The sequence below is a fragment of the Aeromonas veronii genome (assembly GCF_040215105.1).
Taxonomy (GTDB): domain Bacteria; phylum Pseudomonadota; class Gammaproteobacteria; order Enterobacterales; family Aeromonadaceae; genus Aeromonas; species Aeromonas veronii_G.
The window spans coordinates 3,981,736-3,995,543 of record NZ_CP157875.1; the positions used below are offsets into that span (position 1 = coordinate 3,981,736).

The window sequence follows — 13,808 nt, forward strand, 5'->3', positions numbered from 1 at the left end:
GGGGATGACAGACTCCCGAAACTGATGGTATTGCCGCCCTGACTGTCGGCCCGCAATGGGCACAATCCCTTCGCCAGTCAGGATGTGCGGCACAGGATGATGAGGCCCGGCGGGGTTGGCCGGGGCAACCGCATCCCGTGCTCGCTATGAGTAGTCGCGGGCGCCGAAGATGGCGGTACCGACCCGTACCATGGTGCTGCCATGGGCGATCGCCGGCTCCAGATCCTCGGTCATCCCCATGGAGAGGGTGTCGACACTCGGGTATTGTCGCGCAAGCTCGGTGAACAGAGCCTGCATGCGTCGCATCTGCCCGGCCAGCACCGCCTCGTCGCTGGTGTGCTCCGGGATAGCCATCAGGCCACGCAGCCGCAGCCGCTCGCAGTTGGCCACCAGGGCCGCCAGCCGGAAAATCTCTTGCTCCGACGTACCGGATTTGCTGCTCTCTCCGCTAATATTGATTTGCAGACAGACATTTAGCGGCGCCATCCCGGCCGGACGTTGGTTGTTGAGGCGCTCGATCAGCTTGTCACGATCGACGCTTTGAACCCAATCGAATCGCTCTGCCACCAATCTGGATTTGTTGGATTGCAGGGGCCCGATAAAGTGCCACTCTATGTCTGCGTAGTCTGCACTCGCCGTCTGCTCGGCCCGGGCACGCAGGGTGTCGATCTTGGTGGCCGCCTCCTGGGCGTAGGATTCGCCGAAGCGACGCTGACCGGCGGCATAGGCGGCCTGAATATCCTCGAGGGGTTTGGTCTTGCTGACCGCGAGCAGCTCAATAGGATCGGCGCCACGGCCAACCCGTCTGGCCGCCTGTATGATACGTTCCTTTACCTGAAGCAGGTGCTGGGCAATCTGGCTCATATTTCGTTCGTGATCTTGTGATGGGAGAAAAACAAATCTATGGATATCACAGAGTTATTGGCTTTTAGTGTAAAGCATAAGGCCTCGGATCTACACCTCTCGGCCGGGGTTCCTCCGATGATCAGGGTTGATGGGGAGGTTCGCAAGATCAATTTGCCCGCCCTGGACCACAGGGAAGTACACGCCCTCATCTATGACATCATGAATGACCACCAGCGCAAGGAGCTGGAGGAGAACTTCGAGGTGGACTTCTCCTTCGAGGTGCCCGGCATGGCGCGCTTCCGGGTCAACGCCTTCCAGCAATCCCGTGGCTCGGGCGCCGTGTTCCGGACCATTCCAAGCCAGGTCATGAGCCTCGAGGATCTGGGGGCACCGGAGATGTTTCGCAAGATAGCCGAGTTCCCCCGCGGGCTGGTGCTGGTCACGGGGCCGACCGGCTCGGGCAAGTCCACCACCCTGGCGGCCATGGTCGACTACATCAATGACAACACTCACCAGCACATCCTCACCATCGAGGATCCCATCGAATTCGTGCACGAGAACAAACGCTGCCTGGTCAACCAGCGCGAAGTCCATCGCGACACCAAGAGCTTCACCAACGCCCTGCGCTCGGCCCTGCGGGAAGACCCCGACATCATACTGGTGGGGGAAATGCGGGACCTCGAAACCATACGCCTGGCCCTGACCGCCGCCGAGACCGGCCACCTGGTGTTTGGCACCCTGCACACCTCGTCAGCGGCCAAGACCATCGACCGTATCATCGACGTCTTCCCGGGCGCAGAGAAGGACATGGTGCGCTCCATGCTCTCCGAATCCCTGCGAGCCGTCATCTCCCAGACCCTGCTCAAGCGGATCGGCGGCGGCCGGGTGGCGGCCCACGAGATCATGCTGGGGATCCCGGCGGTGCGAAACCTCATCCGGGAAGACAAGGTGGCCCAGCTCTACTCTGTCATCCAGACCGGGATGACCCACGGCATGCAGACCATGGATCAGAGCCTCAAGCAGCTCGTCAACCGTGGCGTCGTGGCCGCGCTGGATGCCAAGGCCAAGGCGGCCGATCCCAACAACATTTAAGAGAACCTCAAACCCAAGGAGACGCTATGAACATGGATGTTCTGTTGGCTGCACTGGTTGAACAAAAGGGGTCGGATCTCTTTATCACGGTCGGCGCCCCCCCCACCCTCAAGGTCAATGGCCGCCTGGTGCCCCTCGGCGAGGTCCCGCTGGATCGCCAGACCACCCTGACGCTGGTCAGGAGCAGCCTGGATGCCGCGCACCTCGAACGCTACCAGCATAGCCGGGAGGCCAACTACGCCATCGTCCGCGAGGGGATAGGTCGTTTTCGGGTCAGCGCCTTCTGGCAGCAGGATCAGCCGGGCATGGTGCTGCGCCGTATCGAAACCCAGATCCCCGGCTTTGAGGAGCTGAAGCTGCCCCCTATCCTGCAGGATGTCGCCATGGCCAAGCGCGGTCTGGTGCTGTTCGTGGGGGCCACCGGTGCCGGCAAGTCCACCACCCAGGCCGCCATGATAGGCTTTCGCAATCAGCACGGTGACGGCCATATCCTGACGGTGGAGGATCCGGTGGAGTTCGTGCACAGCCACGACCGCTGCCTGGTCACCCAGCGAGAGGTGGGCATAGACACCGAGTCGTTCGATGTGGCACTCAAGAACTCCATGCGCCAGGCCCCGGACGTGATCCTCATCGGCGAGATCCGCACCCAGGAGACCATGGAGCTGGCCATCCAGTTCGCCGAGACCGGCCACCTCTGTCTCGCCACCCTGCACGCCAACAACGCCAACCAGGCGCTGGATCGCATCCTCCATCTGGTGCCCCAGGAGAAACACCGCCAGTTCCTGTTCGATCTCTCCTTCAACCTGCGCGCCATCGTCGCGCAGCAACTGCTGCCCAACCTGCACGGTCAGCGCCGGGTCGCCGCCTTCGAGATCCTGCTCAACACCCCGCTCATCACCGACATCATCCGCAAGGGGGAAGTCCATCGGCTCAAGGAGGTGATGAGCAAATCCACCGAGCTCGGGATGCAAACCTTCGATCAGGCACTGTTCACCCTGTTCTGTGGCGGCCAAATTGGCTACAGTGAGGCCCTCGCCCATGCCGACTCCGCCAACGACCTGAGGCTGCAGATCAAGCTCTCCGGTCGCCAGCAGCTGGGCACAGGTTCACTGGACAGCGCCACCCTGGATGAATGAGGGGGCGCTGACCATCGCGAATGAAGGAAAGTTATGCTGATTGTGGTTTCCCCGGCCAAGACGCTGGATTACGAGTCGCCGCTGGTGACCTCCCGTTTCACCCAGCCCGAGCTGCTGGATCACTCCGCCCGGCTCATCACCCGCGCCCGCCAACTGACGCCGGCCCAGATCGCCAGCCTGATGAAGATCAGCGACAAGCTGGCGGGGCTCAACGCGGCGCGCTTCAGCAAGTGGCAACCGGACTTTACCCCGACCAACGCCCGCCAGGCGCTGCTGGCCTTCAAGGGGGATGTCTACACCGGTCTCGCGGTGGAAGACTTCAGCGAGGAGGACTTTGCCTTTGCCCAGACGCATCTGCGCATGCTGTCCGGTCTCTACGGGGTACTGCGCCCGCTGGATCTGATGATGCCCTACCGCCTCGAGATGGGGATCCGCCTCGACAACGAGCGCGGCAAGGATCTCTATCAGTTCTGGGGTGACATCATCACCGAGCACCTGAACAAGGCGCTGGCGGCCCAGGGGGACGAGGTGCTGATCAACCTGGCTTCCGACGAGTATTTCAAGTCGGTGCGCCCGAAAGCCCTGACGGGACGGATCATCACGCCGGTGTTCAAGGACGAGAAGAATGGTCAGTACAAGATCATCAGCTTCTACGCCAAGAAGGCCCGCGGCATGATGGCCCGCCACATCATCAAGCACCGCCTGACCGAGGTGGAACAGCTGACCGGTTTCAACGATGGCGGCTACCGTTTCGTGGCCGAAGAGTCGGACCCGCACACCCTGATGTTCAAGCGCGCTGAAAATTAATTACAAAAAAAGTGAACCAACCACGGGATCCTCGGGTCTGAACCTATGAATCCTCTGTTGTAAGCACTTTTTTGTTAGCCGACGTTCATACGTCGGCTTTTTTCTGTCCGCGATCCGGCGGGATCCTGCCAGGATCCCCTGAAACAAAACGGCCACCCAGAGGTGGCCGCCTGACAATGGCTTACTTCTTTTTCTTCTTGGCAGACTTCTTTTTGCCATCCTTCGGCTTTTTCTTCTTCACCGGCACCCGGGCTTCCTTGTGCTTGGGACGCAGCTCATCGATCACCCGGCGCTTGAGGCGCTCCTCGGTGTAGCGCTCGATCTTGGCCACCATGGCCATGTCGTGGGCCTCCACCAGGCTGATGGCGCAGCCCCGGTTGCCGGCACGACCGGTGCGGCCGATGCGGTGCACATAGACGTCGGTGCCATAGGGCATGTCGTAGTTGATGACATGGCTGACGTTTGGCAGGTCGATGCCGCGGGCGGCGACGTCGGTGGCGATGAGGAAGGGCACCTCCCCTTCGTGGAACTTGCGAATGGATTCGATGCGCTTGGCCTGCTCCATCTCGCCGCGGATCCAGGCGCAGGGCACGCCCGCCGCCTGCAACTGGCCGGAGAGCTCTGCCAACCGCTCGCGGGTCTTGACGAAGACGATGGCCTTCTGGGTCTGCGGATCCTTCAGGATGTGTATCAGCAGCGCCAGCTTGTGGGCGGCGTCGTCCGCCAGGTGCACCCACTGGGTGATGGGGCGACGCTCGCTGCGGGGCGGCTCGGCGTGCAGTTCCACCGGATCTTTGAGGATCTCGTTGGCAAACTTGGTGAGGCCGGCCCCCTCCAGGGTGGCGGAGAAAAGCATGGTGTGCTTGCGGTAGCGCGCCTCTTCCACGATGCGGTTCACGTCCTTGATGAAGCCCATGTCCAGCATGCGATCCGCTTCATCCAGCACCAGCACTTCGATGTCGTGGCTCTCGAACTCTTCCTTCTCGATGTACTCGAGCAGGCGGCCCGGGGTCGCCACCACGATGTCGGTGGTCTTGGTCAGCGCCGGCAGCTGCTCTTCATGGCTGACACCGCCGATGATGGTCTCGATGCTGAGGTGGGTGTGCACCGCCAGCGCCTTGGCGTGGGCACTGACCTGCAGCGCCAGCTCCCGGGTCGGGGTCAGGATCAGCATGCGGCAGGGGCCCGGCTTGCGGCGCGGGAAGTCCAGCAGGTGCTGCATGGCGGGCAACAGGAAGGCGGCGGTCTTGCCGGTGCCGGTCGGCGCGGACGCCAGAATATCGCGGCCATCCAGGGCTGGCTCCAACACCATCTGCTGGATGGTCGTGGGGCGGGTGAAACCCATCTCGGCCAAGGCCCGGTTGAGGGCGGGATTCAGGTCGAAATCATCAAAGGACTGGCTCATGGCAATACTCGGTCATTTAGGAAGCGGCAGATTATAGGCGATTATGTCGCCCGCTCCTATGGCGCTGGCACCTTAGCCGCTATAATCGCCGACCATTTTTTGTATCGCGGACGGGATAGAGGGCCAGATGGGGCGCAGCAACGGCTTTACCTTCAAACAATTTCATGTCGCCCATGACCGCTGTGCCATGAAGGTGGGCACCGACGGCATCCTGCTCGGCGCCTGGGCCCCACTGACCGGCGTGCGCCGGGTGCTGGACATCGGTACCGGCAGCGGCCTCATCGCCCTGATGCTGGCTCAGCGCAGCACAAACGACTGCCAGATCGATGCGGTAGAGCTGGATAAGGATGCAGCCAGCCAGGCCAGAGAGAATGTCGCTGCCTCCCCCTGGGCCCACAGGCTCAGCATCGTGGAAGCGGCCATCCAGGATCACCGGGCGGCGCCCTATGACCTCATCGTCTCCAACCCGCCCTACTTCGTGGCAGGTCAGGCTTTCAGCGACCCGGCCAGGGCATTGGCCCGGCACACCGGCAGCCTGGATCCCCGGGCGCTGCTGACCGCCTGCCAGCGCCTGCTGGCTCCGAGTGGCCGGGTGGCGCTGGTGCTGCCCACCGCCATGGCTGCTGAAATTTTATGCATTTCCGAGCATTTTGAACTGTATGCCAGTTGTTATACAGCTGTTATCACCAAGGAAGGGAAAGAGGCAAATCGCGTTTTATTGCTACTTCACAGAGGATTAAACAGGTGTGAACGGGGTGAAATTGTGATCCATTCTGCTACTGGAGGCTATTCCGACAGATACATCCAACTAACCCACCCCTTCTATTTGAAGATGTAAATTTTGCCTTGAAGAATTTTTCCACATCATTATGCTGACTGTTAAACGAGCACCCGCTCCAGACCAGCCAAAACCACTGGTCATGATGAAAAAAACAGCGGGGCTCCTTTTTTTTATCCCCGAGGGGCCTGGGTCACTGACCAATAAAAAACTATAACAAGCAATAGTTTACAAGACAGACGAGGTTGAACTTGACGAAATCACTCACGACGTCCGATGTACTCGGATTGGGCTTTATGACCTTCGCCTTCTACCTGGGCGCCGGTAACATCATCTTCCCGCCCTTGGCCGGCTATCTGGCGGGTGAGCACCTCTCCCTCGCCATGCTGGGCTTCCTGGTCACCGCCGTGGGCCTGCCGCTCATCACCATCATCGCCGTCGCCAAGGCTGGCAACGGCTGGGCCGGCATGACCAAGCTGCTGCCTGCCGGCATCGCCACCACCCTGGCGGTCGCCATCTACATCATCATCGGCCCGGCCTTCGCCGCCCCCCGTACCGGCCTCGTCGCCTACGAGATGGGCATCAAGCCCTTCATCGGTGACATGGGGCAGGCGGGTCTCGCCGTCTACACGGTGATCTTCTTCGGCATCGCCATTCTGGTCTCCATGAATCAGGGCAAGTTGATGGACGCCATCGGCAAATACCTGACCCCGGTGCTGATGATCCTGCTGCTGACCCTGGCTGTCGGCGTCTTCATGGCTCCGCAAGGCACCATGCCCGCCGCCACCGGCGACTACCAGAGCGGCCCCTTCGTGAAAGGGATCCTGGAAGGCTACAACACCATGGACACCCTGGCGTCCCTGATGTTTGGAGCCCTCATCGTCGATCTGCTGCGCCAGAAGGGCATCACCGACTATCAGAGCCAGTTCAAGTACCTGGCCATCGCCGGCGTCATCTCCGCCATCGGTCTGTCCGTGGTCTATGTCTCCCTGTTCCAGCTCGGTAACACCGCCGCCGGCGTGGCCACCGATGTCAGCAACGGCGGCGCCATCGTCAACGCCTACGTGCTGAGCCTGTTCGGTCAACCGGGCCAGTTCATCCTGGCCGGCATCATCACCCTGGCCTGCTTCACCACCGCCGTGGGCCTCATCTCCGCCTGCTCCGACTTCTTCCACAATCTCACTGGCATCGCCTACAAGAAGCTGGTCGTGCTGCTGGGGGTCATCTGCGCCGTGGTGGCCAACGTCGGCCTGAGCCAGCTCATCAGCCTCTCCATCCCGGTGCTGGTTGCCATCTATCCGGTCGCCGTGGCCCTGGTACTGGTCACCTTCCTGAAGGGCTACTTCGGTCGTCCGCGCCTGGTGTTCCGCTCCGTGCTGCTGGTCGCCTTCCTGTTCGGCTGCCTGGATGGCCTGGGCGCCGCCGGCATGAAGATGGATGCGTTCGCCTTCCTGCCGCTGTTTGACAAGGGTCTGGCCTGGTTGCTGCCAACCCTGCTGGCCTGTGGCCTGGGCGTGATGATCCGCGCCGGTGACAAGCTGGCTGCCGAAGCCGCCTGATAGTCCGCCGCACATGAAAAAGGGCCAGCATCTGCTGGCCCTTTTTGTTTGTCTCGAGATGAACGGTTCGGGCTAGAGCCCGGCGCCCGGCTTGGGTTTGCCGGCCAAGCCATACCAGTGATGCTCTATCCTGCCCGCATGCCAGCTGAGGGTGCCCCATGGCTGCTTCGCCTGCCAGCGAGGGAAGCTTATCAGGACGCTGTTGTCCTCATACTTGTAGATGGAGGTCTTGAGCTGGATGTCCGACAGGATCAGCAGCAGGACAGCCGCGATGAAACTCCATTTCAACGCTTTCCACATGATGGGTTACTCGAAGCAGATTTCGATGGTGGCGCGGCCGTAGTCCGAATCGAACGGCATCATGATCTTGGCCCCGTCCGCCCTGTGGGTGATGGTGTGATTCGGTCCAGAGACGATGATGGGTGTCGCCATGTCGAACTCGTAGCCCTTCTCCCCCAGCATCCGCTTGGCCCCGCCGGTCACCATGTTGGTAATCTCCCCCACCATGTCGGTGACCTCCTCGTTGAGGGTGGTCGGCGCCTCCCCCAGCATGCGGCGCATGATCTCCAGCGCCAGCCCCTTCTCGAAGCTGATGGAGAGGGAACCGCGGGTCTGCGGGCCCACCATGCCGATGAGGCCGGACACATCCCCGCGGGCCAGCTCGTCCGTCTTGCGCTTGGGCGCGCCGGGCTTGAGCTCCAGCTGCGCCATGGTGGAGATCACGTTGAGCAGGGAGAGCAGGAACGGGTTTACAAAATCAGCCTTCATCATGCCTCCGGGGCATCGGCGCAACGGGCACATTGGCCGTGAGCCTCTATGGTCTTGTTGGTAATAGTAAAACCATGCTGGCGCGCCTGCTCGGAAAAGGCGCCGTCGATGGCGTTGTCGTGCAGCTCCACCACGTCGCCGCAGCGATCGCAGATCAGCAGCTGCATCGGGTGGGCATGGTCAAAGTGACAGCAGAAAATGAAGGCGTTGAGGGATTCCACCTTGTGGGCGAACCCCTGTTCCAGCAGGAAGTCGAGAGCCCGGTAGACGGTCGGTGGCTTGGCATGGGCCTCGGTCTGCTGCAACTGGGCCAACAGGTCGTAAGCACTGATGGCATTGCCGTGGGCCGCCAGCAGGCGAAACACCTGACGCCGGGTGGGGGTGAAGCGGATCCCGCGCTGTTCGCAGAGGCGTTCCGCCCTTAGTAAGAGTTGGTCTTGATTCATCATCACGCAGCTACCCTGTCAATTAGCCGGATACTATCACAGGGCCCAGCCGAGGCGGCGACAAAATTCATTTTCGGGGGGGGCCTCACGTTGTGGTAGGATCCGGCCCCTTGTTTTGCCACCCCGGATGATTTTTATGCAGGCGCAGCGCTTCTCCATCGCCCCCATGCTGGACTGGACCGATCGACATTGCCGTTATTTCCATCGGCTGATGACCAGTCAGACGCTACTTTATACCGAGATGGTCACCACTGGCGCCATTATCCATGGCAAAGGCGACTATCTGGGCTACAGCGAGCAGGAGCACCCCATCTCGCTGCAACTGGGAGGCAGCAATCCGGCGGATCTGGCCCGCTGCGCCAAGCTGGCCGCGGAGCGCGGCTATGACGAGATCAACCTGAACGTGGGCTGCCCCTCGGATCGGGTGCAGAACGGCCGCTTCGGTGCCTGCCTGATGGGAGAACCCGCCCTGGTCGCCGACTGCGTCAAGGCGATGCGCGACGTGGTGGACATTCCGGTCACCGTGAAGACCCGCATCGGCATCGACGAGCAGGACTCCTACGAATTCTTGCAGGCCTTCATCGAGCAGGTGCGGGACGCTGGTTGCGACACCTTCATCGTCCACGCCCGCAAGGCCTGGTTGAGCGGGCTGAGCCCCCGCGAGAACCGCGAGATCCCGCCCCTGGACTACCCGCGCGTCTACCGGGTCAAACAGGACTACGCCAACCTCACCATCGCCCTCAACGGCGGTGTCACCAGCCTGGAGCAGACCCTCGAGCATCTGCAGCATGTCGACGGCGTCATGATGGGGCGCGAGGCCTACCAGAATCCTTACCTGCTGGCGCAGGTGGACAACCTGTTGTTCGGCCAGAACAAAGCAGTACCGAGTCGCCACGAGGTGGTGCGCATGATGTTGCCCTACATGGAGCAGGAGCTCGCCAAGGGCAACTATCTCTCCCACATGACCCGCCACATGCTGGGTCTGTTCCAGAACATGCAGGGGGCTCGCGCTTGGCGCCGTCACCTGAGTGAGAACGCCTGCAAGCCCGGCGCCGGCATCCAGGTAGTGCTGGACGCCATGGCCAAGGTGCCCGAGTTTCCCCAGACCGAGACGGTGGCATAAACATGTATCGTTTCACCGGTACCTGGCTGCACAAGGCCCTGGTGCGCCTGTGCGCAGGCCTGCTCGCCATCCTCGGCATCAAGCTCAGCCCCTTCTATCTGCTGGGACTGGTGGTCGTGCTCGGCCTGCACAAGGATCAACTGCTGGGCTGAGCCTTTTCCCTGCCCGCAGACACAAAAAAGCCGGAACCTCGCAGTTCCGGCTTTTTCATTGATGAGGGGCTTACTCGGTCGCCTCGACGAACTGCAGTTCGGGAGGCAGGGAAGTCAGCACGTCAGCGCAATAATCCCAGGTCGAGATGCGGTAATGCTGCAGATCCTCGTCCAGATGCAGGCCATCGGATTCCTGATGGAACCAGCTGGCGAAACGAGACGGGGTGATCAGCTGGATCTGTTCCTCGAGGGTGTGACTGTCGCGCCCCTCCGCCAGATCGCAATCCTCCATGACCCGCACGGCGAAGATGTGACGGAAGCTGACCCGGCACAGGTGCTGCGGCGGCAGATCGATGCTGCGTGCACGGCCCAGCACCACGGTCAGGGTGTCGCTCCAGATATCCTGATGCAGTTCGGCCACGACCAGGCCGGGGGGAAGTTGACGAGCGGGTGCCCAGGGCACGGCCACCTGCCGAATGGCATTCTTCTGTTCCATATCCACCTCGCTACAGCGACTGCCATATCCTGAGTGTATCTGAAACAAATTCTGCCGGCGATGGCAAGAAAAAACCCGGCAGGTGCCGGGTTCACAGGATTACTTGACGGCGTCTTTCAACGCCTTGCCTGCCACAAAGGACGGCACATTGGCGGCTGCAATCTGGATCTCTTTGCCAGTTTGCGGGTTGCGACCGGTACGGCCCGCACGATGGTTGACCTTGAAGGTACCAAAACCCACCAACTGAACGGCATCGCCCTCTTTCAGGCTCTGGGTAATACCATTGATGATCTCTTCCAGAGCAACTTTGGCCTGAGCTTTGCTCAGGTCTGCTTTGGCGGCAATTGCATCGACAAGTTGAGCTTTGTTCATAACATTTCCTTTATGATCGGGCATTTAGCACCGGGCCACTCTATTCAAAAAAAAACACTCAGGCAAAGGCTTTATCAGCCCCATTGGCTTGAATGCTGGGGTTTTCATCAAGATCTGCGGAAATAGTCACATATCTCGCCCCTTCATCGTCCTTGGTGACGACACGGCGGCGCACAACCGATGAGGGACTTGTACGCAAACCCCCACCTGATGTAACAATATCCCCACACTCCTATTGACGGTCAACAGGATTTTCCCTAGTTATAGGAAGTGTCGTCAGTCGATGGAATGACCGCAGGCCTGCCGCCATCGCGCCGCAGGCCATGCCCATGGAGGGTTTATGTTAACTGAACTGGAAAACACCAAGCGCGCTTTGGCAGGCAAACACAGGGCCATTGACGACTGGCTCGACGCGCGCCAGGCCTTGCTGGTCGAGTACATCCGGCTGGCCGGCCTCAAACCCGCCAGAGCCAAGCAGCGCTCCCTCCCCAGCCATAGCGAGTTGCAACGCTTCTGCGAACAGCTGGTCGACTACGTCAGCGCCGGTCACTTCGAGATCTACAACCACGTGGTGACAGCCTTCGAGCAGGCCAGCGGCGACAAGCTGGAGCTGGCCAAGCGCATCTATCCCCATATCCGGGCCTGCACCGAGTTCGCCCTGGAGTTCAACGACAAGTACAGCAATGCCGACGAAGCCCAGTTGCTGTTGCTCGACGATGACCTGAACCATCTGGGCCCCGTGCTGGAAGACCGATTCAAGCAGGAGGATCGTCTGGTGAAGGCGCTGCAGGTGGTGGAATCTCTCAGCCACCAGCAAGGTTGATGGTCAATACCGGAGCCAGCTCAAGATCCTGCCGCTCAAGCTGGATTACAATCTGAAGCAACCTTTGCCAGCCCTGAATCGGCCTTTCTACCGGAGATGAACATGCCAGAGCGCCGCCAGTTTACCCGGATCTTCTACCTGACCGCCGCCAGGCTGAGCCAGGGGGGGCGTCAGTGGCGCACCCAGCTGGTCGATGTCTCCCTGCAGGGAGCCCTGCTGCTCAGGCCGGAGGATTGGTCCCCCAGCGGCGACAAGGAGTACGAGGTCTGCTTCGTGCTCAGCGGCAGCGATATCGAGATCAAAATGCAGGTGGAGCTGACGCACGAGGCCAGCAAGAAGCTGGGCTTCTATTGTCACCACATCGACATCGACAGCGCCAGCCACCTCAAGCGGATGATCCAGCTGAACGTGGGAGAAGAGCAGCTGCTCTATCGCGAGCTGGAACAATTGCTGCAGGAGCATCAGGATCACGCAGCCCCCAGCCCTGAGTGACCGGGCTGCATGATTCAAAAGAAAAAGGAGCGCTAACGCGCTCCTTTTTCTTTGCCGCAACTGACCCCGTTACAAGGCCTCGAGGGCGTCGGACAGCTTCTTCACCGGCACCACTTCCATCCCCTCGATGAGATGTTTGGGGGCATTGGCGTGAGGCACGATGGCACGCCGGAAGCCGTGCTTGGCCGCCTCCTGCAAGCGCTCCTGGCCGGAGGGCACGGGCCGGATCTCGCCGGAAAGCCCCACCTCCCCGAACACCACCAGATCCTTGGGCAGGGCCTGATCCCGGAAACTGGAGACCATGGCCAGCAAGAGCGCCAGATCCGCGCTGGTCTCCTCTACCTTGACGCCCCCCACCACGTTGATGAAGACATCCTGATCCGCCATCTGCAGGCCACCGTGGCGATGGAGCACCGCCAGCAACATGGCGAGACGGTTGTGATCCATCCCCACCGCCACCCGGCGCGGGTTGGAGAGCTGGGAGTAATCCACCAGTGCCTGCAGTTCCACCAGCAGCGGCCGGGTCCCTTCCCAGATCACCATGACGATGGAGCCCGGCGCCTGTTCCTCCCCCCGGCTCAGGAAGATGGCGGAGGGGTTGCTCACCTCCTTCATGCCTTGCCCGGTCATGGCGAAGACTCCGAGCTCGTTGACCGCCCCGAAGCGGTTCTTGTGGGAACGCAGGGTCCTAAAACGGGAGTCATGGCCCCCGTCCAGCAGCACGGAGCAATCGATGCAGTGCTCCAGCACCTTGGGCCCCGCCAGGGTGCCGTCCTTGGTGACATGGCCGACCATGAAGATGGCGACATGGTTCTGCTTGGCGTAGCGGGTGAGCAGGGCCGCGGATTCCCGTACCTGGGAGACGGAACCCGGCGCGGACTGCACGTCCGCCACGTGCATCACCTGGATGGAGTCGATGACCATGATCTGCGGCTGCTCCTGCTGGGCGATGAGGCAGATCTGCTCGACGGAGGTTTCAGACAGCATGCGCAGCTTGTCGGTGGGCAGCCCCAGCCGGCTGGCCCGCATCGCCACCTGTTGCAGGGACTCCTCCCCGGTCACGTACAGGGTCTTCATCCGCTCGGCCAGTCCGCACATGGTCTGCAGCAGCAGGGTCGACTTGCCCGCCCCCGGATTGCCACCGATCAGGATGGCAGACCCCGGTACCACACCGCCGCCCAGCACCCGATCCAGCTCCTTGAAACCGGAGCTGAAGCGGGGGATCTCGGTGGTGGCGATCTCCGCCAGGGTCTGCACCTGGCTACCGACGGCACCGGCATAGCCACTGTAACGGGCGCTGCTTTTGCCCGGGGTATTCACCCCCAACCGGACTTCGCTGATGGTGTTCCACTCCTTGCACTCGCTGCACTGACCTTGCCAGCGGGTAAAGTCGGCGCCACATTCGGTGCAAACATAGGCGGTTTTGTTTTTGGCCATGGATAACTCGGGGACAGGATGAATTCCTGCTTGATATACTTGGTTGCGACCGACAGATCAAACCCAGATTTGGAAA

17 protein-coding genes are annotated in these 13,808 nt (G+C 61.2%); 9 read left to right on the forward strand and 8 right to left on the reverse strand.

The window, feature by feature from the left end:
* Window positions 1-144 precede the first annotated feature (144 nt).
* The gene (locus ABNP46_RS18345; protein WP_349919717.1) at window positions 145-864 is read right to left on the reverse strand and encodes a YggS family pyridoxal phosphate-dependent enzyme; all 720 of its coding nucleotides are present in this window, start codon (window positions 862-864) and stop codon (window positions 145-147) included.
* 39 nt (window positions 865-903) lie between these two features.
* On the opposite strand from ABNP46_RS18345, the gene tapT reads away from it, so the two are divergent.
* Genes tapT through yaaA form a run of 3 tightly spaced genes read left to right on the forward strand, consistent with a single transcriptional unit; the run spans window position 904 to window position 3,881 of the window.
* Entirely contained in the window at window positions 904-1,938 is a 1,035-nt protein-coding gene (gene tapT, locus ABNP46_RS18350; RefSeq protein WP_349919719.1) for a type IVa pilus ATPase TapT, read from the forward strand.
* Between the two features lie 26 nt (window positions 1,939-1,964).
* A complete protein-coding gene (locus ABNP46_RS18355; protein ID WP_349919721.1) occupies window positions 1,965-3,074 on the forward strand; it encodes a PilT/PilU family type 4a pilus ATPase in 1,110 nt (369 codons plus the stop codon).
* A 33-nt stretch (window positions 3,075-3,107) separates the two neighbouring features.
* Window positions 3,108-3,881: a peroxide stress protein YaaA gene (gene yaaA, locus ABNP46_RS18360; RefSeq protein ID WP_349919723.1), complete on the forward strand. Its 774-nt coding sequence runs from the start codon at window positions 3,108-3,110 to the stop codon at window positions 3,879-3,881.
* Between the two features lie 181 nt (window positions 3,882-4,062).
* On the opposite strand, the gene srmB is transcribed toward yaaA, so the two are convergent.
* On the reverse strand, window positions 4,063-5,286 hold the full coding sequence (srmB, locus tag ABNP46_RS18365) for an ATP-dependent RNA helicase SrmB (protein ID WP_349919724.1): 1,224 nt from the start codon (window positions 5,284-5,286) through the stop codon (window positions 4,063-4,065).
* A gap of 127 nt (window positions 5,287-5,413) precedes the next feature.
* On the opposite strand from srmB, the gene ABNP46_RS18370 reads away from it, so the two are divergent.
* The gene (locus tag ABNP46_RS18370) at window positions 5,414-6,124 is read left to right on the forward strand and encodes a tRNA1(Val) (adenine(37)-N6)-methyltransferase (RefSeq protein ID WP_349919726.1); all 711 of its coding nucleotides are present in this window, start codon (window positions 5,414-5,416) and stop codon (window positions 6,122-6,124) included.
* Between the two features lie 236 nt (window positions 6,125-6,360).
* A complete protein-coding gene (gene brnQ / locus ABNP46_RS18375) occupies window positions 6,361-7,623 on the forward strand; it encodes a branched-chain amino acid transport system II carrier protein (RefSeq protein ID WP_349922565.1) in 1,263 nt (420 codons plus the stop codon).
* A 72-nt stretch (window positions 7,624-7,695) separates the two neighbouring features.
* On the opposite strand, the gene ABNP46_RS18380 is transcribed toward brnQ, so the two are convergent.
* From ABNP46_RS18380 to zur, 3 genes are read right to left on the reverse strand one after another with little or no spacing between them, the layout of a single operon-like run.
* The gene (locus ABNP46_RS18380; RefSeq protein WP_349919727.1) at window positions 7,696-7,923 is read right to left on the reverse strand and encodes a hypothetical protein; all 228 of its coding nucleotides are present in this window, start codon (window positions 7,921-7,923) and stop codon (window positions 7,696-7,698) included.
* A 6-nt stretch (window positions 7,924-7,929) separates the two neighbouring features.
* Window positions 7,930-8,391 (reverse strand): chemotaxis protein CheX, encoded by a 462-nt coding sequence (locus ABNP46_RS18385; protein WP_349919728.1) that lies wholly within the window; start codon window positions 8,389-8,391, stop codon window positions 7,930-7,932.
* Window positions 8,391-8,837, reverse strand: a complete 447-nt coding sequence (zur, locus tag ABNP46_RS18390) for a zinc uptake transcriptional repressor Zur (RefSeq protein WP_349922568.1) — start codon at window positions 8,835-8,837, stop codon at window positions 8,391-8,393. The genes ABNP46_RS18385 and zur overlap by 1 nt, the downstream gene beginning before the upstream one ends.
* 136 nt (window positions 8,838-8,973) lie before the next feature.
* On the opposite strand from zur, the gene dusA reads away from it, so the two are divergent.
* Both dusA and ABNP46_RS18400 read left to right on the forward strand, forming a co-directional pair.
* Window positions 8,974-9,960 (forward strand): tRNA dihydrouridine(20/20a) synthase DusA, encoded by a 987-nt coding sequence (gene dusA, locus ABNP46_RS18395; RefSeq protein ID WP_349919729.1) that lies wholly within the window; start codon window positions 8,974-8,976, stop codon window positions 9,958-9,960.
* A gap of 2 nt (window positions 9,961-9,962) precedes the next feature.
* Entirely contained in the window at window positions 9,963-10,112 is a 150-nt protein-coding gene (locus ABNP46_RS18400) for a hypothetical protein (RefSeq protein WP_349919731.1), read from the forward strand.
* Between the two features lie 70 nt (window positions 10,113-10,182).
* Here the strand turns inward: ABNP46_RS18400 and ABNP46_RS18405 are convergent, their stop codons facing one another.
* Together ABNP46_RS18405 and hupA are read right to left on the reverse strand one after the other, a co-directional pair.
* A complete protein-coding gene (locus ABNP46_RS18405; protein WP_349919733.1) occupies window positions 10,183-10,608 on the reverse strand; it encodes a hypothetical protein in 426 nt (141 codons plus the stop codon).
* Between the two features lie 99 nt (window positions 10,609-10,707).
* Window positions 10,708-10,980 (reverse strand): nucleoid-associated protein HU-alpha, encoded by a 273-nt coding sequence (hupA, locus tag ABNP46_RS18410; protein ID WP_005305063.1) that lies wholly within the window; start codon window positions 10,978-10,980, stop codon window positions 10,708-10,710.
* Between the two features lie 340 nt (window positions 10,981-11,320).
* Here hupA and rsd point away from each other — a divergent pair, with 340 nt between their 5' ends.
* Both rsd and ABNP46_RS18420 read left to right on the forward strand, forming a co-directional pair.
* On the forward strand, window positions 11,321-11,803 hold the full coding sequence (rsd, locus tag ABNP46_RS18415) for a sigma D regulator (RefSeq protein WP_349919734.1): 483 nt from the start codon (window positions 11,321-11,323) through the stop codon (window positions 11,801-11,803).
* 102 nt (window positions 11,804-11,905) lie between these two features.
* Complete coding sequence (locus tag ABNP46_RS18420) at window positions 11,906-12,295, forward strand: PilZ domain-containing protein (RefSeq protein ID WP_349919736.1); 390 nt, start codon at window positions 11,906-11,908, stop codon at window positions 12,293-12,295.
* A 69-nt stretch (window positions 12,296-12,364) separates the two neighbouring features.
* On the opposite strand, the gene radA is transcribed toward ABNP46_RS18420, so the two are convergent.
* Entirely contained in the window at window positions 12,365-13,732 is a 1,368-nt protein-coding gene (gene radA, locus ABNP46_RS18425; RefSeq protein ID WP_349919737.1) for a DNA repair protein RadA, read from the reverse strand.
* Window positions 13,733-13,808 lie beyond the last annotated feature (76 nt).

Coding starts and splice junctions, on each gene's coding strand:
- ABNP46_RS18345 (WP_349919717.1), bottom strand. CDS start 864: ATGAGCCAGATTGCCCAGCACCTGCTTCAGGTAAAGGAACGTATCATA.
- tapT (WP_349919719.1), top strand. CDS start 904: ATGGATATCACAGAGTTATTGGCTTTTAGTGTAAAGCATAAGGCCTCG.
- ABNP46_RS18355 (WP_349919721.1), top strand. CDS start 1,965: ATGAACATGGATGTTCTGTTGGCTGCACTGGTTGAACAAAAGGGGTCG.
- yaaA (WP_349919723.1), top strand. CDS start 3,108: ATGCTGATTGTGGTTTCCCCGGCCAAGACGCTGGATTACGAGTCGCCG.
- srmB (WP_349919724.1), bottom strand. CDS start 5,286: ATGAGCCAGTCCTTTGATGATTTCGACCTGAATCCCGCCCTCAACCGG.
- ABNP46_RS18370 (WP_349919726.1), top strand. CDS start 5,414: ATGGGGCGCAGCAACGGCTTTACCTTCAAACAATTTCATGTCGCCCAT.
- brnQ (WP_349922565.1), top strand. CDS start 6,361: ATGACCTTCGCCTTCTACCTGGGCGCCGGTAACATCATCTTCCCGCCC.
- ABNP46_RS18380 (WP_349919727.1), bottom strand. CDS start 7,923: ATGTGGAAAGCGTTGAAATGGAGTTTCATCGCGGCTGTCCTGCTGCTG.
- ABNP46_RS18385 (WP_349919728.1), bottom strand. CDS start 8,391: ATGAAGGCTGATTTTGTAAACCCGTTCCTGCTCTCCCTGCTCAACGTG.
- zur (WP_349922568.1), bottom strand. CDS start 8,837: ATGAATCAAGACCAACTCTTACTAAGGGCGGAACGCCTCTGCGAACAG.
- dusA (WP_349919729.1), top strand. CDS start 8,974: ATGCAGGCGCAGCGCTTCTCCATCGCCCCCATGCTGGACTGGACCGAT.
- ABNP46_RS18400 (WP_349919731.1), top strand. CDS start 9,963: ATGTATCGTTTCACCGGTACCTGGCTGCACAAGGCCCTGGTGCGCCTG.
- ABNP46_RS18405 (WP_349919733.1), bottom strand. CDS start 10,608: ATGGAACAGAAGAATGCCATTCGGCAGGTGGCCGTGCCCTGGGCACCC.
- hupA (WP_005305063.1), bottom strand. CDS start 10,980: ATGAACAAAGCTCAACTTGTCGATGCAATTGCCGCCAAAGCAGACCTG.
- rsd (WP_349919734.1), top strand. CDS start 11,321: ATGTTAACTGAACTGGAAAACACCAAGCGCGCTTTGGCAGGCAAACAC.
- ABNP46_RS18420 (WP_349919736.1), top strand. CDS start 11,906: ATGCCAGAGCGCCGCCAGTTTACCCGGATCTTCTACCTGACCGCCGCC.
- radA (WP_349919737.1), bottom strand. CDS start 13,732: ATGGCCAAAAACAAAACCGCCTATGTTTGCACCGAATGTGGCGCCGAC.